The 22,899-nt window shown below is 24.7% G+C and carries 20 protein-coding genes and 1 tRNA gene; 19 read left to right on the plus strand and 2 right to left on the minus strand.

Translation table 4 applies throughout. From position 1 onward, the window contains the following. Positions 1–10: 10 nt before the first annotated feature. Both AACK95_RS01165 and AACK95_RS01170 read left to right on the plus strand, forming a co-directional pair. Positions 11–1,498, plus strand: coding sequence for a VWA domain-containing protein (locus tag AACK95_RS01165; RefSeq protein WP_338980428.1), 1,488 nt, complete (start codon positions 11–13; stop codon positions 1,496–1,498). A gap of 88 nt (positions 1,499–1,586) precedes the next feature. Continuing rightward, on the plus strand, positions 1,587–2,222 hold the full coding sequence (locus tag AACK95_RS01170) for a hypothetical protein (RefSeq protein WP_338980429.1): 636 nt from the start codon (positions 1,587–1,589) through the stop codon (positions 2,220–2,222). Between the two features lie 23 nt (positions 2,223–2,245). Here AACK95_RS01170 and AACK95_RS07110 read toward each other — a convergent pair whose 3' ends face one another. After that, positions 2,246–2,644: an ankyrin repeat domain-containing protein gene (locus AACK95_RS07110; RefSeq protein WP_422397154.1), complete on the minus strand. Its 399-nt coding sequence runs from the start codon at positions 2,642–2,644 to the stop codon at positions 2,246–2,248. A gap of 104 nt (positions 2,645–2,748) precedes the next feature. Here AACK95_RS07110 and AACK95_RS01175 point away from each other — a divergent pair, with 104 nt between their 5' ends. From AACK95_RS01175 to AACK95_RS01185, 3 genes are all read left to right on the plus strand, one after another. Continuing rightward, positions 2,749–3,699, plus strand: a complete 951-nt coding sequence (locus tag AACK95_RS01175; RefSeq protein ID WP_338980430.1) for an IS30 family transposase — start codon at positions 2,749–2,751, stop codon at positions 3,697–3,699. 211 nt (positions 3,700–3,910) lie between these two features. Continuing rightward, a complete protein-coding gene (locus tag AACK95_RS01180; protein ID WP_338980431.1) occupies positions 3,911–5,212 on the plus strand; it encodes a hypothetical protein in 1,302 nt (433 codons plus the stop codon). 121 nt (positions 5,213–5,333) lie between these two features. Next, entirely contained in the window at positions 5,334–5,957 is a 624-nt protein-coding gene (locus AACK95_RS01185; RefSeq protein WP_338980432.1) for a hypothetical protein, read from the plus strand. A 19-nt stretch (positions 5,958–5,976) separates the two neighbouring features. Here AACK95_RS01185 and AACK95_RS01190 read toward each other — a convergent pair whose 3' ends face one another. Then, positions 5,977–6,927 (minus strand): IS30 family transposase, encoded by a 951-nt coding sequence (locus tag AACK95_RS01190; RefSeq protein ID WP_338980433.1) that lies wholly within the window; start codon positions 6,925–6,927, stop codon positions 5,977–5,979. A 302-nt stretch (positions 6,928–7,229) separates the two neighbouring features. On the opposite strand from AACK95_RS01190, the gene AACK95_RS01195 reads away from it, so the two are divergent. The 14 genes from AACK95_RS01195 (at position 7,230) to thrS (ending at position 22,607) form a co-directional block, all read left to right on the plus strand. Further along, a tRNA-Phe gene (locus tag AACK95_RS01195) sits at positions 7,230–7,305 on the plus strand. 132 nt (positions 7,306–7,437) lie between these two features. Then, complete coding sequence (nagA, locus tag AACK95_RS01200; protein WP_338980434.1) at positions 7,438–8,631, plus strand: N-acetylglucosamine-6-phosphate deacetylase; 1,194 nt, start codon at positions 7,438–7,440, stop codon at positions 8,629–8,631. 27 nt (positions 8,632–8,658) lie between these two features. Continuing rightward, on the plus strand, positions 8,659–9,408 hold the full coding sequence (gene nagB, locus AACK95_RS01205; protein ID WP_338980435.1) for a glucosamine-6-phosphate deaminase: 750 nt from the start codon (positions 8,659–8,661) through the stop codon (positions 9,406–9,408). A gap of 16 nt (positions 9,409–9,424) precedes the next feature. Beyond that, positions 9,425–10,174: a triose-phosphate isomerase gene (gene tpiA / locus AACK95_RS01210; RefSeq protein WP_338980436.1), complete on the plus strand. Its 750-nt coding sequence runs from the start codon at positions 9,425–9,427 to the stop codon at positions 10,172–10,174. Between the two features lie 41 nt (positions 10,175–10,215). Then, positions 10,216–11,592, plus strand: a complete 1,377-nt coding sequence (locus tag AACK95_RS01215) for a hypothetical protein (protein WP_338980437.1) — start codon at positions 10,216–10,218, stop codon at positions 11,590–11,592. 17 nt (positions 11,593–11,609) lie between these two features. Beyond that, complete coding sequence (gpmI, locus tag AACK95_RS01220) at positions 11,610–13,145, plus strand: 2,3-bisphosphoglycerate-independent phosphoglycerate mutase (RefSeq protein WP_338980438.1); 1,536 nt, start codon at positions 11,610–11,612, stop codon at positions 13,143–13,145. A gap of 191 nt (positions 13,146–13,336) precedes the next feature. Further along, complete coding sequence (locus tag AACK95_RS01225) at positions 13,337–14,263, plus strand: hypothetical protein (RefSeq protein ID WP_338980439.1); 927 nt, start codon at positions 13,337–13,339, stop codon at positions 14,261–14,263. 29 nt (positions 14,264–14,292) lie between these two features. After that, positions 14,293–14,556, plus strand: coding sequence for a hypothetical protein (locus AACK95_RS01230; RefSeq protein ID WP_338980440.1), 264 nt, complete (start codon positions 14,293–14,295; stop codon positions 14,554–14,556). Between the two features lie 248 nt (positions 14,557–14,804). Continuing rightward, positions 14,805–15,308, plus strand: a complete 504-nt coding sequence (locus AACK95_RS01235; RefSeq protein WP_338980441.1) for a hypothetical protein — start codon at positions 14,805–14,807, stop codon at positions 15,306–15,308. Then, the gene (locus tag AACK95_RS01240; protein WP_338980442.1) at positions 15,296–16,621 is read left to right on the plus strand and encodes a hypothetical protein; all 1,326 of its coding nucleotides are present in this window, start codon (positions 15,296–15,298) and stop codon (positions 16,619–16,621) included. Before AACK95_RS01235 ends, AACK95_RS01240 begins: the two co-directional genes overlap by 13 nt. A gap of 119 nt (positions 16,622–16,740) precedes the next feature. After that, positions 16,741–18,045 carry a phosphopyruvate hydratase gene (gene eno / locus AACK95_RS01245; protein WP_338957874.1) on the plus strand — a complete coding sequence of 435 codons (1,305 nt, stop codon included), beginning with the start codon at positions 16,741–16,743 and terminating at the stop codon, positions 18,043–18,045. A gap of 106 nt (positions 18,046–18,151) precedes the next feature. Continuing rightward, positions 18,152–19,204, plus strand: coding sequence for an ATP-dependent 6-phosphofructokinase (locus AACK95_RS01250; RefSeq protein ID WP_338980443.1), 1,053 nt, complete (start codon positions 18,152–18,154; stop codon positions 19,202–19,204). 18 nt (positions 19,205–19,222) lie between these two features. After that, complete coding sequence (gene pyk, locus AACK95_RS01255; protein WP_338980444.1) at positions 19,223–20,629, plus strand: pyruvate kinase; 1,407 nt, start codon at positions 19,223–19,225, stop codon at positions 20,627–20,629. 43 nt (positions 20,630–20,672) lie between these two features. Beyond that, the gene (thrS, locus tag AACK95_RS01260) at positions 20,673–22,607 is read left to right on the plus strand and encodes a threonine--tRNA ligase (protein ID WP_338980445.1); all 1,935 of its coding nucleotides are present in this window, start codon (positions 20,673–20,675) and stop codon (positions 22,605–22,607) included. Positions 22,608–22,899: the final 292 nt, after the last annotated feature.

A 22,899-nucleotide genomic window follows, 5' to 3' on the forward strand; every position in this document is an offset into this window, starting at 1 on the left:
GGTGATTATTATGGAACAATTAATTGAATCCCATGTTTCACAAATTTTAGAAACTAAATTGAAAAAAATGTCTTTATCAGAAACAAATTTGAGTAGTTTTACTTGATTTAAAAAAAATTTTGCTTGATTAGCTCCAGAATTTGATCAACAAATTAGTCATTTTTATTTAAATGAAGTTTTAGAAAAAAGTAAAAATATTGTTATTAGTCCCATCATTAAAAGAGAATTACGATTATATTTCTGAGTTATGATTAATGGTATTGATAGATTAAAAAATAATTGACAAGAAATTTACACTAGGGCAAAAATTCTTGATTCACCAATGATTAATTATTTTCATTATTTTCAAGAAAAATTTAAGGATCGTAAACTTAATAGTAAATTAACTTTTGATAATTTTATAAGACATTGAGAAAGTTTAATTGTTCAAAGAATTGTAAATTATAAATTATTTGAAACTATGCAAATGCGTCAAAAATATTTAACAATGTGAAGTAATAATATTAAAATTATTAATGAAGTAAGACATATTGTTGGTTTTGCTTGAAATTTTTTTGGACGATTTTGAGAAGGAGATTTAAATGATTTTAAAAAAATTAATTTAAATACTATTATACAATATGGTGAAATTTTAAATAAGAATCCATCTATTATTGAAATTGCTAGACTACTTGGTCGTTGAAAAGGAATTTCGGATTTAACAGAAAAGCAGGTTCATCAAAAAGTACAAATTGAATATCAATTAAAGCCATTAGGAAAATGGCCTGAAGAAATAGTAGGAATTACCGAGGGTAAAGATTTAGAACATTTATTACCATTAGAATTAGTTAATCTTGCTATTCCAGAGTTAAATGCTATTTTTTATAAAAAATTTGTTGAAGAAAAGTTAGCAATTACAGAGTTTGAATCAATGGATTTAGTTGCCACTGAACATCTTGTTGAAGAAGTTGTAGAAGTACCAATTCCCGAAAGTGAAGGCCCTTTTATCTTATGCATTGATACATCTAAATCGATGAGTCATAGTCCAGAAATTATTGCAAAATCAATTGCGCTTGCTATTAGTAAAATTGCTTTACAAGAAAAAAGACCATGCTATATGATCAATTTTTCTGGTAAATTTGAAACTTATGATTTATCTAATTTAGTTTCATCAATTCCCAATCTAATTCATTTTTTAGGTCATAGTTTTAAAGGACATACTAATATTAATCCAGCTATTAGTCACGCTTTAACAATTATGCAATCTAAAACATATCATAATGCAGACTTATTGGTAGTTTCTGATTTTTTATCTGCTAATATTACTAAAAATAATATTAATTTAATGTTGCAACTAAAAGCAAAAGCTAATCGCTTTCATGCTATTAATATTGCTTCTTCAACATTGTCTAATAATTTTAAAAAATATTTTACTAATTATTGACATTATGATCCTCGCGATCCATTTGCTGCGCGAAAAATTGCATTAAATTTAGTTAAAACTAAAAATAAATCTTAATCTTAATTTTGATAGTTATTTTTTTGCTTTAATAATGATAAAATATTATTAGAGTGAAAAAGTAAACTGATAATGAGAGATGGATAATATGAAAAAAAATAATTTAATTTTAAGCAAAACATTAGTTATTATTAGTGTTTTAACAGTAACAATTAGTTTATCAATTTTTCCATTATTTAATTGAGGTGTTCCATTAAAAAACAATATTGCTATTATTATTGCTTTAATCGTTAATAAAGAACCAATTACTAGTAGTTTTTATAAACAATTAATGACTAGTGATAGTATAGTTTCTTTATATACTTTTGAAACATTATTGATTTTTAATTTAACTTATTTAATACCATTAATTTTTATTAAAAAACCTTTTTCAAGATCAGTTTTTGCTATACACATGTTATTAATAACCTTAGTATTGATACTTTTTGTATTAGTACTTTTTAATTACTTTAATATTAGAAATTTTCAAACTATTCCTTTTAAAGATTTATGAACAATTCCTTGAGCAGGTATTGGTTTAAGTTTACTTACTATTTTTTGATATGGCTTAAAAAATTTATGATTTAATCCTCCACAGTTATCAAAAAAAAGTAATGATTATAGTAAAAACAAAAAAGAAGAAATTAAAAGTGATGATTTACCATCATATGAAGATTTACAATTACAATTAAAAATGTTAAAAAAACAATTAAAAGAAGTTAGAAATATTAAAGGTAAGAAATAATAAAAGTTATTTTAGATTTTTAATTAGATCATTAGCAAACTTTGTTTTTTGATATTTGTTGTTGGTTGATTACTATAGTTAGGTGAATTTATTTCATTTTTACTTGAGTTTAAAATTCATGATTGCAAATATTCTTTCACTTCTAGATTCACTTTATTTATTGATTCTCAAAAATTATCTATACATTCAATTTTAGCACCATTTTCTATTAGAAACTTAACTCCCTCTATATTATTATTATCAGCAATTAGAATTAAGGCAGTTTTACCATTTTGATTTGTATGATTAATATCAGCGTTATTTTCTACTAAAAATTTAATAACATCTAAGTGATTATTTTGAGCAGCTCGTGTTAAAGTACTTTCTTTATTATAATTAATTATATGGTTAACATCGGCATCGTTTTCAACTAAAAATTTAATGCTGAATTATACTTGTAAGTGCAAGTAAATAAAATTGCAAAAAATTCTCATATAAAAATTTCATAATGCTAAATTTAGTTTAGAAAAAAGTAAGGAGTTTTTATATGAGTTATAAACATCTTGGCATAGATGAAAGGATTTATATTGAGAATCAATTGAAATTTAAATTTAAAATTAGTGAAATAGCTAAAAATCTTAATCGAAGTATTAGTACTATTATTCGAGAAATTAATAGAAATAAAGATAATAATCATTATTTTTCATTAATTGCACAAAATAAAGCTGAAAATCGAAAACAATCACATATTAGTTTTCATAAGTTTAAAAATAAGAATTTAGTAAAATATGTACAACAAAAATTACTATTAGGTTGATCACCTGAACAAATTTATGGCAGAATTAAAAATTTTCATAAAGAGTGAGTTATTAGTTTTAAAACAATTTATACTTGAATTTATTTTGGAATGCTTGATAAAGTTACTAGTAAAAATTTAAGAAGAAAAGGTAAAAAACGAAAATCTAAAGAAAATCGTGGCAAGTTTAATGGTAAATCAATTAAAGAACGAGATATAGATGTTAATGATCGTATAACACTTGGTCATTGAGAAGGAGATACTATAGTATCATCAAGAGGCAAAAGCAAATCATGTTTAATAACTTTAGTTGAAAGAGTATCACGATTTACTTTAGCAATATTAGTTAAAAACAGAACTACTAAAGTTATTAATAAAAATGTCAGTTATTATTTATCAATTCTTCCTAAAAACATTGTTAAAACTATTACTTTTGATCGTGGCAAAGAATTTTCAAATTGACAACAACTTGAAAAAAATTTAAATGTAAAAATTTATTTTGCCAATCCATATTCACCTTGACAAAGAGGTACTAATGAAAATACTAATGGTTTAATTAGAGAAAAATTTCCTAAAAAATTTATTTTTTCAAAAACTAATAAAAATGAAGTTCATAAATTTATATTGTCTTTAAATCAAAGACCGAGAAAAATATTAAATTATCTTTCACCAATCGAATATTTGGATAGAAAAATAATTTAGTTGCACTTACCTTTACAATTTAGCATTTTAATAATAATTTTCCCTTTACAAATGATTATAATTGGTGTATTATTATTAGAAATTATATATTTGTAAAATTAAGCCTGTTAATAAATTAAATTTATTAGTGTGGCTTTTTATTATTTTTATATAATTCATTAGCAAACAATATTAATTAAAAACAAATTAAATATGTTAAGGAGAGATTTAAGTGTCAGAGTTAGATTTTTTATTTAATGAAGAAAAAGTAGAACAATTTATTAAAGAAGCAAAAAAAGATGAACAAATGAAAAAATATAATAAATCTTTTAATGATTTAAATGAAATTTTAAAACAATATTATAGTTGTTTAGATAGATATAATGCTTTTATAAATTCAAACAATAATAGACAATTAAATTTAAAAAATAAAATAAAAAAATGATTTTTGTCAAAAAATATTCAATTTTTAAAAATAAAAAGAAGTTTAGCAGAAAAAAAATTACGATTTGCTGAACATAATATTTATTGGAAAATATTATCCTTATATTTTGATGATAATTCTTTAAATGGTAAAAGATTATATTTTTATGAATATGAACAATGAAAAAAGATATTTATTGAATTTGCTAATATAAAAATGAATGAATTACAAGGATTTGATTTAGAAAATATTAAAATAATAACTAATACAGTACAAACTTTATTTTTAGATGTATTTCGTGATGAAACTTTTCAAAACAAACATGAATTGGAAGTTATAAAAGTAAAAAATTTAATGGAAAAATTTATTTATGAAACAATTAATAGTAAAGAAATATTAAGTTTTCAAGTAGCGTTTGCCAATCATAAATTAGTTAATGAACAATATAACAATCTAAAAGATAATCAAGAATCAGTTCTAAAAGAAATTAATTTAAAAATAAAAGTTATTACAGATAAAATAGAAAAAAACAATATGAAGCTACAAAAAATAAAAAACATATGATTTTATAAGATTTGAAAATGTAGACAGTTAAAGAAAAGTAACAAAAATTGAGAAATTAAATTAGGTGAAAAGATTGCAGAAAAAGAATTTTTTTTAAAAAAATTTAAAGATCTTTATACTAAATCACTAGATCAGTCAACACTTAAAAAAGCAGAATTGGATTTATCTGCTAAACTATTAGCATTTTATTTAGAACAAAACAAATCTAAAAATTTAAAATTTTCTGAATATGAAGTGTGAAAAGTCGAATTTATTACTACATGTGAAAAAGTAATTAAAAATCTTGAATTTAATAGTTTAAAAATAGAGTTAATTAGTAATTTTGCAGTAACTTTATTTAAAGATGTTTTAAAAAATATTGAACTTCAAAAAAAATACGAAATTAAAGTTATTAATGATGATAATGATTTATCATCTCAATTAGATTCTGATACATGTCTTGTTTCTGAAAGCGGCATTAGTGAGTGAAGTGATAGTTTTGGTGAAAGTATTAATATTGATATGAATATTAATTTTCATTCTCCTAAACAAACAGTTGTAACATAAGTTATTAATAAAATAAATTATTAAAATTATAGATATTGAATTTTTATAAAATATAAATAAATTATCGGATTAAATAGTGGGTTATAGAGATATATTTGAACTAATGGAAAGAATGATAAAAATGGATATTAAACTTATAAACAAATGAGAAGTAATAATTAAATTAATAATATATTCACAAGCAATAAGAGAATATCAAGAGTATTTTAATGTTTTACAAGAATTAGAAAAAGAACGTATAACTAGATTAGAAGATCTTGAAAATAAAAAACAAGAAATAATAGAAAAAATAAATAATAAACAATTAGTAATTCCAATTATTACTGCATTATTAAATTGTTGAAGAAGAAATAAAATTCAAGATTTTGATTTTTTGATTAAAAAATTGAAAGTTAAAACTCCTCATAATAATATGAGAAAAGTATGACGTAATGTTTGAAAAGAAATATTAACTTATTATTGTGATGGTGATTTAACTAAGACAATTAATTCCGAAGAGTTTAAAGAATGACAGGATAAATTTATCGAAAATTGTGAATCATTAATTGAAAAATGAAAAGGTAAAGAAAAATATAAATTGATATTAGATACTTGTAAAAAATTATGTGAGATTGTCAAAAGTTTAGTAAATGATGTGTGTAGTGATCATGAATTTCAAAGAAGTGAATCATTAAATATTATTGGTAATAATATATTTTTACAAGCAAATATTGCTAAAGAAAATGGGTCTACTGATTTATGCTAAATTGTAAAGGTAAGTGCAACTAAATTATTTTTCTATCCAAATATTCGATTGGTGAAAGATAATTTAATATTTTTTTCGGTCTTTGATTTAAAGACAATATAAATTTATGAACTTCATTTTTATTAGTTTTTGAAAAAATAAATTTTTTAGGAAATTTTTCTCTAATTAAACCATTAGTATTTTCATTAGTACCTCTTTGTCAAGGTGAATATGGATTGGCAAAATAAATTTTTACATCTAAATTTTTTTCAAGTTGTTGTCAATTTGAAAATTCTTTGTCACGATCAAAAGTAATAGTTTTAACAATGTTTTTAGGAAGAATTGATAAATAAAAACTGACATTTTTATTAATAACTTTAGTAGTTCTGTTTTTAACTAATATTGCTAAAGTAAATCGTGATACTCTTTCAACTAAAGTTATTAAACATGATTTGCTTTTGCCTCTTGATGATACTATAGTATCTCCTTCTCAATGACCAAGTGTTATACGATCATTAACATTTATATCTCGTTCTTTAATTGATTTACCATTAAACTTGCGACGATTTTCTTTAGATTTTCATTTTTTACCTTTTCTTCTTAAATTTTTACTAGTAACTTTATCAAGCATTCTAAAATAAATTCAAGTATAAATTGTTTTAAAACTAATAACTCACTCTTTATGAAAATTTTTAATTCTGCCATAAATTTGTTCAGATGATCAACCTAATAGTAATTTTTGTTGTACATATTTTACTAAATTCTTATTTTTAAACTTATGAAAACTAATATGTGATTGTTTTCGATTTTCAGCTTTATTTTGTGCAATTAATGAAAAATAATGATTATTATCTTTATTTCTATTAATTTCTCCAATAATAGTACTAATACTTCGATTAAGATTTTTAGCTATTTCACTAATTTTAAATTTAAATTTCAATTGATTCTCAATATAAATCCTTTCATCTATGCCAAGATGTTTATAACTCATATAAAAACTCCTTACTTTTTTCTAAACTAAATTTAGCATTATGAAATTTTTATATGAGAATTTTTTGCAATTTTATTTACTTGCACTTACAAGTATAATTCAGCTTATCAAATAATAATTGAAAAGAAGAAATTAGAAGAGACTCAAATCACTTAATGCCAAAAACTGAAAAATCTTGTTGAAGAAGATATGTAATTAGAAGATAATTAGTAAAAAAATAAATATATATTTAAATAAATTAAAAAATAAGTTTTAACCCCTTGTTATTTTTTACTTTTATATGCTATTATTGTATAGGTAACGGCTCGGTAGCTCAGTTGGTAGAGCATTCGCCTGAAGAGCGAAGTGTCAGTGGTTCGAATCCGCTTCGAGCCACCATTATTTAAAATATAGGCAATTAAGCCTTTTTTTTAATTATTTTTCTTAGATTTAGGTTTAAGTTAAAATTTTAGGTATAATAGTGTCATTAGCAATTTTAAACAATTAATAATTCTAGAAAGAAGGGTATTAGTGTCTAAAATTTTAGTTTTAAATAATGCAAAAATAATTAGCATTAAGAAAATAATAAATAATGGTTTTTTAGTAATTAAAGATAATTTAATTTTCCAAATTAATGAAGGAAAGTATAATTATGAATTTCAAGATGCTCAGGTTATTGAATGTCATAATCAAACAATAATACCTGGTTTTATTGATTTACATGTACATGGAGGTTATGGCTATAGTTTAATGGATGGTACCATTGAATCAATTAATAATTTTGCAAAATTAGTTCCAAAAGAGGGAGTAACAAAGTTTTGTTATGCAACAGTTACTGCCAGTAAAAAAGAAATTGATAATATTCTTTCAGTATTTGCTAAGTATATGAAAACAGAAAATAAAGGTAACAAGGCACGAATTATTGGTGCATATTTAGAAGGACCTTTTATCTCAAAATTACAAAAAGGTGCACATACTCCGTCATTACTTCATATTCCTGATCTTAATTTAGTAAAATCTTGAAATATAATTAGTAACAAAAATTTAAAATTTATTGTTTATGCTCCTGAGATAGATCCTAATTTAAATAATAAAAATTCAAATTTTATTTCTTCATTAATTAAAAATAATATTATTCCTAGTGTTGGTCATAGTAATGCTACTTTTAAAGAAATAACTAAAACTGTTGAATATGGTTTAACGCATATTACCCATCTTTATAATACAATGAGTCCCTATAATCATCGCGATCCTGGTGTTGTTCCAGCATCATTATATTATGATCAATTAGTTACTGAGTTAATTTGTGATGGAATTCATGTTGATATTGATATTTTAGCAATAACATATAAAATTAAAGGTGCCGATGGAATTTGTATGATTACTGATGCCATGAGTGCAAAGGGACAGCCTGATGGTAAGTATTTATTGGGACCATTACCTGTCATTAAAAGTAATAATAAGGTTACTGTTGAAGCAACCGGAAAATTGGCAGGCAGCATTGCAACAATGATTGCTGGTTTTAAAAATTTATTAAAAATTACTAATAATAATTGACAAGATTGCATTAAAATGGCCTCTTATAATAGTGCTAAACAAGTAGGAATTGCAAATAAAACGGGTGATATTGTTATTGGTAAATTAGCAGATATTATTGTATTAACTAAGAATAATGATATTTTTTTAACAATATGCGAAGGAAAAATTGCGTATCAACAAGAATAAATAAGTAATGTAAGGGGTTTTTAAATTATGAAATTAATTATTTTAAAAGATAAAACTGAGGTTGCTCAATTATTAAGTAAAATTATTATTGATATTATTAAAGTTAAACCAAATGCTATTTTAGGATTAGCAACAGGAAGTAGTCCAATTGAAACATATAATTTATTAATAGCAGATGCAAAAAATAACAAAAGAGATTGATCAAAAGTTGTAACATTTAATTTAGATGAATATTTTGGTTTAACTCCAGATCATGTAAAAAGTTATCGTTATTTTATGAATCATCAATTATTTAATCATATTAAAAGTCTTAATTTAAAAAATACGTATGTTCCTAAAGGTATTGGTGATTTAGACCAAAATGTGGAAGAATATGAAAAATTATTAAAAGAAAAAGGACCAATTGATTTACAAATATTGGGTTTAGGTACTAATGGTCATATTGCTTTTAATGAACCAGGTACTCTTGCAAGTAGTAAAACACATGTTGTTAATTTAACTAAAGAAACAATTGAAGCTAATAAAAGATTTTTTTCTAAAGTTGAAGATGTACCAACCAAAGCTGTTACGATGGGCATTCATACTATTTTACAAGCTAAATTGATTGTTTTAATTGCTACAGGAACTAATAAAGCACAAGCTATTCGAGAGTTAGTTGAAGGTAAAGTTTCTCCAAATTATCCATGTACTTTTTTACAAAATCATGATGATGTTACAATTATTATTGATGAAGAAGCAGCAGCATTATTAAAACCAACTATATCAAAAAAAAATTAACTTAAAGGAGAAACAAATGGAACGTAAAAAGATTATTATTGGAAATTGAAAAATGTATAAAAATATAGAAGAAACTCAATTTTTTTTAAATGAATTTAATAAATTAATAAAAACTAAAAATATTAAATATGATTATGGAATAGCAGCTAGTTTTATTAATTTACCCTTACTAAAAATGAATAAAACTTCTGCTTTAATTATTGCAGCTCAAAATTGTCATTATGAAACCGAAGGTGCATATACTGGTGAAATTTCAATTAAGATGCTAAAAGATATGATGGTTAGTCATGTTATTATTGGTCATTCTGAACGCAGAATGTATTTTAATGAAGTAGATGAAACAATAAATAAAAAAATACATTCACTATTTAATGCTAATATTATACCAATTTTATGTTGTGGTGAAACTTTAAACCAATATGAAAATAAAGAAACTAATGAAGTAATTAAAAATCAAATTAAGTTAGCATTAAAAAATATTAAAGCAGAAAATATTGCTAAGTTAGTAATTGCCTATGAGCCAATATGAGCAATTGGTACTGGTAAAACAGCAACAGCTCAACAAGCCCAAACGGTTTGTAAAATGATTCGTGAATTTATTAGTGAATTATATAATAAAAATGTTGCAGAACAAGTACGTATTCAGTATGGTGGTTCAGTAAAACCCGATAATATTAAATTAATACTTTCTGAACCCGACATTGATGGTGCATTAGTTGGAGGTGCTTCATTAGTATCACAATCTTTTTTTGATTTACTAATTTAACTCTATTTAAATTACTAATAAAAATAAGGAGTTAACTAAACATGGAATTATCAAAGATACAAATTAAAAGTATGTGAACAAAACTAACAAAAAAAATTAAACATCGTGCCTTTCCGGCAACCACTTTTGTCAATGCTTTTAGGAATAAGTCAGAAATTTTAGCATTGTTTAGTAAAAATGGTGAAGACACTAATCAATTAGAACAAATTGGCTTTATTATTTGTACTAAAACTATTTTTGCTCCTAGTAGTGATAGTATTGTTAGTGACAAAGGTATTGTTACTAATGAATATTTTACTGGTGAAGTAATTGATGTTAATAATACTCTTATTCCTAATACTTATATTCATTTAGTTAAGGTTAATAGTGGACCAATCGTTATTAACGATATTCCATTGTATTTAACTATCAATGAAAGTCATCATCAATCATTAGTTAATAATAAAATTGGTGCTAAATTATTTATAAATAGTTTGATGAAACAATTAAATTATAAAACTTCTAATTTTAGTTCTATTTCTATTACTGAACAAAATTTTATTGTTGCTCTTAATAATTTAAAGATAAATAGAAAACAAATATTGCAAAGTGAATTTATCATTAATTCTTTATTAGAACAAAAATTATCATTAGAACAGTTAATTTTATTGCAAAATAAAAAAGAATATAGTTATTTAAAAAAATTTAATGAAGTTGAATTACAAGAAATTATTAATTTGCAAAAAATAGCAGTTGTTGCTATTAAAACTAATAAAGATCAGCGAAAAATAACATTAATAGCAGGTAATAAACAACGAATTGAAAACTTTTTTATTAATGCTAAAAAACCAATCATTATTGCTATTAATGCTATTAATAAAAAAATTAGAGCAATTAATCAGCCCGAAAATATTCAACCAATAGCACCGATAACTAATATTACTAATTATCAAGATTTATGACAATTACAAAAAATTCATAAAGAACTATTGAAGTCATTTTCAAAATGGCGGATAGTATCTCAAGATATATTAGAAAATTTATCACAGACTTTTGCTTATGGTTATTATTCAGAAGTCATTGATAATTTGAAAATTACTCATTATTCTTTTAATAATGATTTATTAGATTATAATTTAATGGAAATTAAAGGACACAATTTATTAGCTAATAGTAGTAATACTATTTTATTTCTTTCTAATAATATTAGTGATAATCCTAGTATGGTTATTTTATTAAGTGAAGATTTAAAATCAATTTGTGATTTAAAAACAATAATTACTAAAATTACTAAAAAGCAATCTATTAAAATAGTCTTTAAAAAAGATATTGTTATTTTGAGTACTGTTCATTATCAATGTATTACTGATTTTATTACTAAAATGATTACTATTTTTAAATCTGATAATTTTAAACATCAGTTACAAGTTATTAAATAAAATATGAGGTGAAATTTATGAAAACAAAACAACCAATATTACTATGTATTTTAGATGGTTTTGGTATTGCAAAATCTAGTTCAACTAATGCTATTAGTTCTGCAACAAAACCTAATTTGGATTATTTATTAAAAACTTATCCGCATACTGAAGTTTCAGCTTCTGGCCTTGCAGTTGGTTTACCAGAAGGACAAATGGGCAACTCTGAAGTTGGACATTTACAAATTGGTGCCGGTAGAGTAATTTATCAGTCATTAACATTAATTAATAAGTCAATAAATGATAAAACATTTTTTAAAAATGAAACAATATTGTCAGCAATTAATCATGCCAAAAAGAATAATAGTAATATTCATATTATTGGTTTACTAAGTGTTGGTGGAGTACATGCTCATATTAATCATATTTTAGCATTATTAGAAATTGCTAAACAACAAAATTTTAAGAATGTTTATGTTCATGCTATTTTAGATGGTCGTGATACAAAAGCTGATATTTCTAAAATTTATATTGAACAGTTATTAAAAACTATGAAACAATTAGGCATTGGTATGCTTGCTACTATTTCAGGAAGATATTATGCTATGGATCGCGATAAACGTTGAGATCGTTTAAAAATAGCATATGATGTAATAGTTAATCATGAAGGTGCTTCATTTATTGATCCTATTGCTTATGTTAATGCAGAATATAGCGCTGGTCGTAATGATGAATTTATTATGCCTGCTTATAATTCTGAAATTAATAATGGTAATATTAGGAATAACGATAGCATTATTTTTGCTAATTTCCGCCCTGATCGTGCAATTCAATTAGCATCAGCATTAACAAATAATAAATATGATTTTAATATTAGTATGAAAATACCAACATTAAAAAATACTTTTTTTATTTCAATGATGGAATATGCTAAAAGTGTTAAACCACAAGGTGTTATTTTTCCACCTATATCAATGCTTGATGCTTTAGGGGAATGATTAAGTAAAAATCAATATCATCAATTACGAATTGCTGAAACTGAAAAATATGCACACGTAACTTATTTTTTTGATGGTGGTGTTGATGTTGAATATCCACTATCAACAAGAATTTTAATTCCTTCACCAAAAGTAGCAACTTATGACTTAAAACCAGAAATGAGTGCTCGCGAAATTACTACTCGTTTAGAAAGTGAAATTTCTAAAAACATATATGATGTTATGGTTTTAAATTTTGCTAATCCTGATATGGTTGGTCATACTGGTGTTTTAAATGCTGCCATTGATGCGATTGATGTTATTGATGAATGTATTGGAAAATTGTATCAAGCAATAAAAAAAGTGAATGGTATTTTAATGATTACTGCTGATCATGGTAATGCTGAAATCATGATTGATAAAGAGGGTAATCCTAATAAAAAACATACATCGCAACCAGTACCATTTATTATTTGTAAAACAGGATTAAAATTAAAATCAGGTGGTTGCTTAGCAAATATTGCTCCAACGCTATTAGACGTTTTGGGTTTAGTTAAACCAACTGTTATGACCAGTGAGTCTTTAATTATTAAATAGAAATATATTGATTTTTCTTTTTATTGATAAGTGCTTGTTTTAAGAATATAAAAGTATTAAAATATAGGCATATGAATTAAATATAGTATTTCCCCTTTTATTTTTTTAAATAAATATAAGGGGTTTATTATATTTAGTTCCTATATTATTTTAGAAATCTATACATTTATTAAAAATTATGGAGGTAAAGTATGCCATTATCAGAAACAGTAGAATATCGAGAACTTAATGACTTTCTACAAAAATCATTAAGTTCTAAAAAAGATGAATCATCACCCAATATAACTTTAAATAGTTTGGAAGTTAAGATTGATGATATAAAAACACAATTAGATAGTAGTTTAAAAGAATATATTATTGAACTTGTATATGTAGATGAAAAGGGACGTTTAGTAAAAAATACTAATGATGAAAATGTTAGTATTATTCAACAACCACCTTTAGCAATTAATAGTGATCAATTACAACAACTAGTAATAGTAAAAGAAAAATTAGATAGTTCTCTAGTACATTTATATCGAACTAAAAAAGAAAATGATAAGATTATTCTTGAATATTTAGGTAAAAAAGAATTACCGGCATTATTATTAAAAATTCAATCAGAATCCAATAATTTAAATAATGAAGAATATAAAGAAGAGTTAGATGATCTTAATGTTAATTTTATAAAAAGATCTGAAGAGCCTATGAAATTATCATTTGCTGAAAATGGAACGTGTTATTTGTTTATTGATAATAAAAACAAAACAATTGTTCCTATAGATGTAAATGATGCTAAGGAATTTAAAAACTTTGTAGCCAAAAAATGTCCTCGTAATGGTAGTATAAATATTGAAGTTGATAAAAATGGAAAGATTTTGTTTGCATATATTATTGATAACCAGACTCATAAGAGGAAAGATATAAAAATTGATGAAAAATTAATTGATACTCTTGAAAGAGTAATTAGTACAGCCTCTTCTTTACATTCACAAGATTCACAAAATAATTCTGTTGCACCTAAAAAAGAAGTACAAAGTAATAATTCTTTTCCTGCAAAGGAAATTAATGGTACTGAAGCACCATCAAAACCAGTAGAACAAAACGTTAAGTCAGTTTTATCTAAACCAACACCATAAATGTAATAATTAAAGGAGAAAATATAAAAATGCCACTAATGGAAAATTTTAAATGATTTACAAACATTATGAGAAGTATATATCAATCAGAAATAAGTGATGTTGAAGATATTGCTATTGAAGTAGAGGATGACCTATATTCAAAAAAGAATACACTTAATATTTTGAAGAATTCTTCTTTCAATATTAATCCATTAAAAGTAAAAAAAATAGTTAGTTTAAATCAAGATGGAAAATTTGTTGTTGATAGTGGTTCATTAGTTAATACTATATTATTAGTGATGAATCATTAATTCAAAATGATCAAAGTATATTTAAAAAAGACCAATTAGTTTTCGTTGACGATAAAACTGACAATACTAAAATTAAAGTATATAAAATTTTATTTGATGAATCTGAAGGTGAAATAAGACCTGAATTAGGATTATTAGGAAGTATAAATTTATTAAAATTTAATGAAATTTTTATAAATTCTGGACTGTTTAAAGAAAATGATGTTTTAATTAATCAAAAGATTAAAAGTTTATTAGATACTCCACAGTTGCGAAATCCATTTGAACAATCAAACCCAGTTTGAGATGTGGAACAGTATAAAATTAATGATTATTCTTCAAATAGTACAATGATCGAAGATTTTAAAAAACATTTAAACTTAGTGAATGTTGAAAAAGACTATTTTATTTATCGTCAAGGAAATGAAATTTTTATTAAAAATGTTACTGATCCAAATGATACTTTTATAATCTCAACAACTGCTCAAAGTATTACTGATAATGATATTTTTTATTTAAATAAAAAGATTAACGAAAATGGAGAAATTTTTTGAGAAACCTATAAAATAACAAAAAAACCTCTTCTAGGATGATTATATGATAATGTAAAATATCAAGGACATAAAGTTAAATCTTTAACCGACCAGCAATTTGATGATTTAAAAGCATTAAGTACTCCTCCACAATTGGGATTTACTATAGAACCAACAATTAATATTGGATTAGCATCTGTTGTTAAAGAAGAACAAGAAGAGTTGCTATGCGTTTTTTAGTTATTGCACCAGAAGTGTTACCAGAAGATTTACCTGAACCTTTATCGATTACAAATAATATCATTGAAACATTACAAAATAATAGCATAGAAGGTTTGTATAGTTTAGTAATAGAAAATGGTAAAATAAAAATATCAGATGCTAAATCAGATCCAGAAAATGTAATTTTTGAACAAGAACTTTCTCGGGATAATAAAAAAATATGAAATGATATAAAAGTTGCTGGTAAGTATCAAAAAGTATACTTTGCAAAAAACCCAAGTAATAATTTAGTAGAAAAATGAGTAGTTATTGCTGATCAAAATCAACTACAATGTATTGGAACACTTTCTTTATTAGAGTTAAAAAAAAGTTTTGCAAATAATAATTTATTTCCTAATGGATTAAAGGGTATTCACTGTGGAGAAAATGGATCACAAGTTAAAGTGGCAAGAGCTGCTGCTGAAAAGGTAATATCACCAAAACCATCAGCTACAAAATTATCTCCAGTTATTGTTAAAAATGTTATTAATTTAAAATGAGATGATAGTAGAGAATTATGAGATTTAAACATAACAACTGATGAGCAAACATTGGATAAAAAATTAAAATTAGAAAAAGATGAAAATGATATTTTGAAAAATTTAATAGATAAAAATAATAATGCAAATACTGTTATTTTATTTAATAAGTGTGATGGAAAATTTTTAAGAGCATATTATTTTGATGAAAATAATAAAAAAGTAAATTGCTCTAATAAGTTAAGTGATGAAGATAAAGAACAACTTAGTATCATAAATCAGAAAGCAAAAGTAAGAGTATCAGAAACAAGAACAGTAAGACCAATACATGATTTAAAATCAAACTTATTTTCAAAAAATATTAAAACTTTTAATTTTAATATTTTTAATGGAAAATGTTATGTTTTATGTAATGATGAACTTGGAATTCCATTAAAAGCAGAAGTGAAACTTAGTCCTGAACAAATTCGTGCATTATCATATTTAACTAAAAATGAAGTAATTTTTTCTTTAACTTTTGATAAAGATGATAATTTTAAAAGTATAAGTTATATCTTTTATAGAGATGAAGTAAAACAAAATGTAACTATTAACAGAAAAGATTTATCTAATAGTAATAATTTTAATCAAAAAACGATTGAAACTGATGAATTAATGGAAGTAATAATTACTGCTCTTAATAATCCTGAAAGTTTAATACCAGAGGATGATGGAGTAACTCCAAAACCATGAAATAGTGATACTGCTGCTAAAGTTAATGATACATCATCACCAAGTAGTACAACTCAACATTCACAACAACAACAAATGTAATTAAATCATCATTATTTTAGAAGCACAAATAAAAAATATTTGTGCTTTTTTTATTCTAAACAATATTTTTTTCTGTATAATAATTAGTAAAATATTAAAGAAAGAAGGAATTAACAAATATGTCTTGCATTATTGATATTAGAGCACTACAAGTAATAGACTCAAGAGGAAATCCAACTATTCAAGTTGAATGTTGAACTGAAGATGGTGGATACGGGATTGCTTTAGTGCCATCAGGTGCTTCAACAGGTACTAGAGAAGCTTTAGAACTACGAGACAAAGATACTAAAGTTTATGGTGGACTTGGTGTTATGAAAGCTATTAAAAATATTAATGAAAATATTGCCGAAGCCATTATTGGTTTGGAAGTTACTAATCAAAGATTAATTGATCAAACAATGATTAAGTTAGATGGAACAGAAAATAAAACAAAATTAGGTGCCAATGCTATTTTAGGGGTATCATTAGCAGTTGCTAAAGCTGCCGCTGATGAATTATATGTGCCCTTATATACATACTTAGGTGGTACTAATGCTTGTCAGTTGCCAGTCCCAATGTTAAATGTAATTAATGGTGGTGCTCATGCTGATAATAATATTGACTTTCAAGAATTTTTAATAATGCCAGTTGGTGCTAAAACATTTTCAAAGGCAATCCAAATGGCTGCTGAAACTTTTCATGCTTTAAAAAGTATTTTAAAAGGTAAGGGTTTAGTTACTGCAGTTGGTGATGAAGGTGGTTTTGCTCCTAATTTAAAATCAACTGAAGAAGCATTAGATTTAATTGTTGAAGCTATTAAAAAAGCGGGTTACACTCCAAATAAAGATATAAAAATTGCTATGGATTGTGCATCATCAGAGATTTATAAAAATGGTAAATATGTTTTTGGCAATAAAGATGGTAAAAGTAAAAATACTGAAAAATTATTAACTTCAGCGCAACTAGTAGATTATTTAGTTGATTTAACTAAAAAATATCCAATTATTTCAATTGAAGATGGTTTGGCTGAAGGTGATTGAGAAGGATTTAAATTATTATTAGAAAAATCAGAAGGTAAATTCCAAGTTGTTGGTGATGATTTATTCGTTACTAATCCAAAAATTATTAAAGAAGGAATTATTAAAAACGTTGCTAATTCAGTATTAATTAAACTAAATCAAATTGGAACATTAACTGAAACTATGGAGGCTATTGAAATGTGTCAAAAAGCTGGGTGAACAGCAGTAGTATCTCATCGTTCTGGGGAAACTGAAGATACAACGATTGCTGACTTAGCAGTAGCTTTTAATACTGGACAAATTAAAACAGGTTCAATGTCAAGAACTGATCGTGTTGCAAAATATAATCGTTTATTAACAATTGAAGCCGATTTAGCAGATCAAGCTAAATTTTTAGGTGACGATGTATTTTATAATATTAATTAATTAAAATCATATTTTATGGTTAAATTTACTGATATCCTTTTTAATTTTAAACAAATTATAATAATTATCACTAAAATAATGTAATTAGAAGAGAGGATGACTAAATATGCAAGAATTAAATAAAAGAAGAATTGGAATCTTAACTTCTGGTGGTGATTCACCAGGTATGAATAATGTTATTAATGCAGTATATAAGACTTTTCGTGGTATAAATCATGAAAATAGTAAAATTGCTACTGCTGATAAAAGACCATTTGAATTAGTTTTAATAAAAAATGGTTATAAAGGAATAATGACAAATGACATTCACGTTATTGATAACAATTGAGCAAATTTAATTGATTTAGGAACTGAGATGGGGGGAACAATCATTGGGTCTGCTCGTTTTAGAGAATTTGAGCAAGAAGAAACTCGTAAAAAATGTATTGAAATTTTAAAATCTAAAAAAATTGAAGGTTTAATTGCTATTGGTGGTGATGGCACATATAATGGTTTGCAAAAATTAAGTAATGAAGCAGCTATTCAATGTGTGGGTATTCCAGGTACTATTGATAATGATATTAGTTCAAGTGAGTTTACTATTGGTTTTGATACCACTCTTAATACAATTGTTGAAAATCTTGATAAAATTCGTCAAACTGCTAATTCTCACGGAAGAATTATGATTGTTGAAGTAATGGGTCGTAATTGTGGTGACCTTGCTCTTCACAGTGCTGCTGCTGCAAATTGTGATTTAGTTGCAACTAAAGATTTAGGAATTGGAGAACAGTCATTGATTGATATTATTAAACAGTTGTACACTAAAAAACAACGTCGTTCATTAGTAATAGTAGTAACTGAACGTCAATATGATGTTAATAAAATAGCTAAAATCATTGAAAAGGATACTGATTGTGAAACAAGAGCAGTAATATTGGGTCAAATTCAACGTGGGGGAACACCAAGTGCATTTGATCGTTATTTAGCAACAATGATGGGTATTTTTGCTGCTGAAAGATTTGCAAATAGTAATAAATCTAGTATTTGTATTGGATTACAAGATAATAAATTAGTAGCTATTGAAATTCAAGATGCATTAAACACACCTTCAATAAATAAAAATAACGTTGCTAATAAAATTTTACGTTTGTCAGGAGTTATTTTTAAAAAAAATACTTAATAAAAAGAGGTGAATAATTTGATATCAATTATAAAAAGAACTAAATGTGTAACTACTTTAGGACCTGCTTCAAATTCTGCTGATGTTATTAAACAACTAATAGAAAATGGCTCAATTTGTGGGCGTTTAAATTTTTCTCATGGTACTCATGATGAACATTTAGCAAGGGTTTTAATGATTAGAGAAGTATCTAAACAATTAAATGTACCAGTTGCTATTATGTTAGATACTAGAGGTCCGGAAGTTAGAACACATACCTTTACAAAGGGTAGTGTAGAAATCAAAAAAAATGAAATTATTACGATAATTGATAATAAAGAGATTATTGGTACTGCGGATAAGTTTTCTGTAAATTATGGTAATTTAGCAAAGGATATTAAAGTTAATGATAATTTACTAGTAGATGATGGTAAATTAACATTAAAGGTTACAGCGGTTAAAGACCATACTGTTATTTGTCAAGCTTTAAATACACATACTATTAAAGATCGTCGTGCTATTAATATTCCAAATGTTAAATTATCTTTACCTTTTATTTCTGAAAAAGATAGAGCAGATTTAATTTTTGGTTGTCAGCAAAAAGTAGATTATGTTGCTGCATCATTTGTTTGTTCAGCAGCTGATATTAAAGAAATCCGCAAAGTTTTAGATGATAATGATGGTAAACATATTCAAATCATTGCTAAAATTGAATCACAATTAGCAGTTAATAATTTTGATGAAATTTTAAAAGAATCAGATGCTATTATGGTTGCTCGTGGTGATTTAGGAGTTGAAATTCCTTTTGAAAAAGTTCCTTTTTTAGAACATGAATGAATTAAAAAATGTCGTACTGTTAACAAACCGATAATTGTTGCTACGCAAATGCTAGATTCAATGATAGATAACCCTCATCCAACACGTGCTGAAGTTACTGATGTTTGGGTTGCTATGGATTGGGGAGCAACATGTACAATGTTATCGGGTGAATCTGCTAATGGTAACTATCCTGTGTTATCAATTGCAACAATGAGTAAAATTCTTGTTGATGCTGAAAGTCATCAAGAACAGATTAAAATTGCTACTGATTTATTGCATACAAAAGATCAATTAGTTGCTAAAACTATTAAAAAAATTATTGAAGAAAAACCACAATATTTAATTACTAATAGTCAAGATAATAATTATATTAGAACTATTGCTAATGCTCATTTGCCAGTTTATATAATTCCTATTGTTAATAATGTTATTGATTATAATAAATTTGCAATAAATTTTGGAATTTATACTTTTTTAGCAACTGAAGGAATTCCAGTAGAATTAAGTAATTCTTCGCAATTAGTTAAAAGCATTAGTAACACTTATATAATCCCTACTAAATCAAAAGTATTAGTAGTAGATATTAATAATAATACTAATCCTTTTACAACTTTTATTGTTAAATAACCTAGTACTACTGAGGTAAATTAGAAAAGGAATTAGGTAAAACATGAAAATTAATGTAATTAAATTAAATGGCAAAACGATGATTTATAATATTGAAAATCCAATTACTGGTTATCAATTATTAAAACAGGAAAATGAAAATATAGATTCTTCAATTATTGCTTTTACTCTGAATGGACAATTAAAAGATTTATATTGAGAAATTAAAGAAGATGCTGAAATCAAGTTTATTAAAAAAGATGATGCTTTAGGATGAACTATTTTAAATTATGGATGTGCTATGATTTTAGCTCATACTATTAAATTAATGTATCCACAAGCGTTAATTACGATTGCTAATACTAATGATAATGGTTTTTATTTAGATTTTGATTATGAAAAACGACTTTCTAATGATGAATTAATTAAAATTGAAGAGAAAATACGTGAAATTTTAATAAAAAATATTGAAATTAAAAGAGTTTGTCAAACTAAAGAAGAATCTTTAAAAACTCATAAAGACAATCCTTTTGCTTTAGAATATATTAAATTAAATCATGTTAATGGATTAAAATGCTCTTATTTAGTTGATAATAAAACTTTAGTAGTAGCATCGGGTGTTGCTATTAATAATTCTTCATCAATAAAAGATTTTAAATTATTAAGTATTACTGGTGCATATTGATTAGGAAATGATAAAAATAAACAATTACAGCGCATTTCTGGAATTTGTGATTATTCAAAAGTAAAATTAGTAGATAAACTTAATGAACTTGAAGAACAAAAAAATCGTGATCATCGTAAACTAGGTAAAGAATTAAGTATTTTTACTTTTAATGATGATTGTGGTAAAGGATTACCTATATTTTTACCAAATGGTATGGTTATTAAAAAAGTTTTGCAGGAATATTTGAGAAAACAAGAATTTATGTGAGATTATCAAGAAGTAGCGACACCAGTTTTAGGTTCTGTTGAATTATATAAAAAAAGTGGTCATTGAGATCATTATCGTGAAAATATGTTTACTCCAATTAAAAAAGAAGAAGAACAATTGGTATTAAGACCAATGACTTGTCCTCATCACTGTATGATTTATAAAAGTGCTCTTCGTAGTTATAAAGATTTGCCTTTGCGTTTAAGTGAACATGCTTTATTATATCGTTATGAAGCAAGTGGGGCTTTAACTGGTTTAGAACGAGTAAGAAGTATGGAATTAACCGATTCTCATATTTTTGTTAGATTTGATCAAATGAAAACAGAGTTTAAACGTTGTTATCAGTTAATTGCTGAGGTTTTAAAAACTTTAAATATTAAAATTGATTATTTATCATTATCTTTACGAGATCCTGCTGATAAAGAAAAATATTTTAATGATGATAAAATGTGAAATCAAGCAGAAACAGCATTACGTGAAGTATTAGATGAATTACAATTAGAGTATAAACCAATGATTGGTGAGGCTGCTTTTTATGGACCAAAATTTGATGTTCAAATTAAAACAGCATTAGGTCATGAAATTACATTATCTACTATTCAATTCGATTTCTTATTACCGAAAAAGTTTAATTTAACTTATATTGATGAAAATAATAATGAAATAAATCCAGTTATTGTTCATCGAGGATTAATTGGTACATATGAACGTTTTATTGCCACATTATTAGAACAAAATAAAGGTGTTTTTCCACTATGATTAGCACCAAGGCAAATTGCAATTTTACCAATAAATGAAAAAGAAAAAACCTTAGAATATGCTAATAAATTATTGCAAACTTGTAAACAACATAATTTACGAACTGAAATTATTAGCAGTGGAACTATTGGCAAACGTATTGTTGAAACACAAACTCAAAAAATTCCTTATCAAATTATTATTGGTGATAAGGAAATAGAAAATAATAATTTAAGTTATCGTCAGTATGGTCAAAAAGAAAGTAAAATTGTTACTTTATCAGAATTTTTAAAATTATTAACAAAACAAGTTGATAATAAAATATAATTATAAAAATTAAAAAACCATTTAAGGTTCTAATTCTTAAATGGTTTTTTTTAGTTAATTAAGCAATTTAATTTTACTAAGTATATTAGTAAAATTTAAACCATTTTTTTATACAAAAAAAATATTTATATTTTTAGTATTATTTTCATTGACATTGGGTTTTGTTTTCTGTAAGATACTTATTGTGCCCGAAAATAAATGGGTTACAAACTAGAAAAAACGATCTTTGAAAACTAAATAGAACAAGAATTAATCCGTCAATTTTTTATTAAAAATTAAATAAGTCAGACAT

The sequence above is a fragment of the Spiroplasma endosymbiont of Lasioglossum malachurum genome (assembly GCF_964020065.1).
GTDB lineage: Bacteria > Bacillota_I > Bacilli_A > Mycoplasmatales > VBWQ01 > Spiroplasma_E.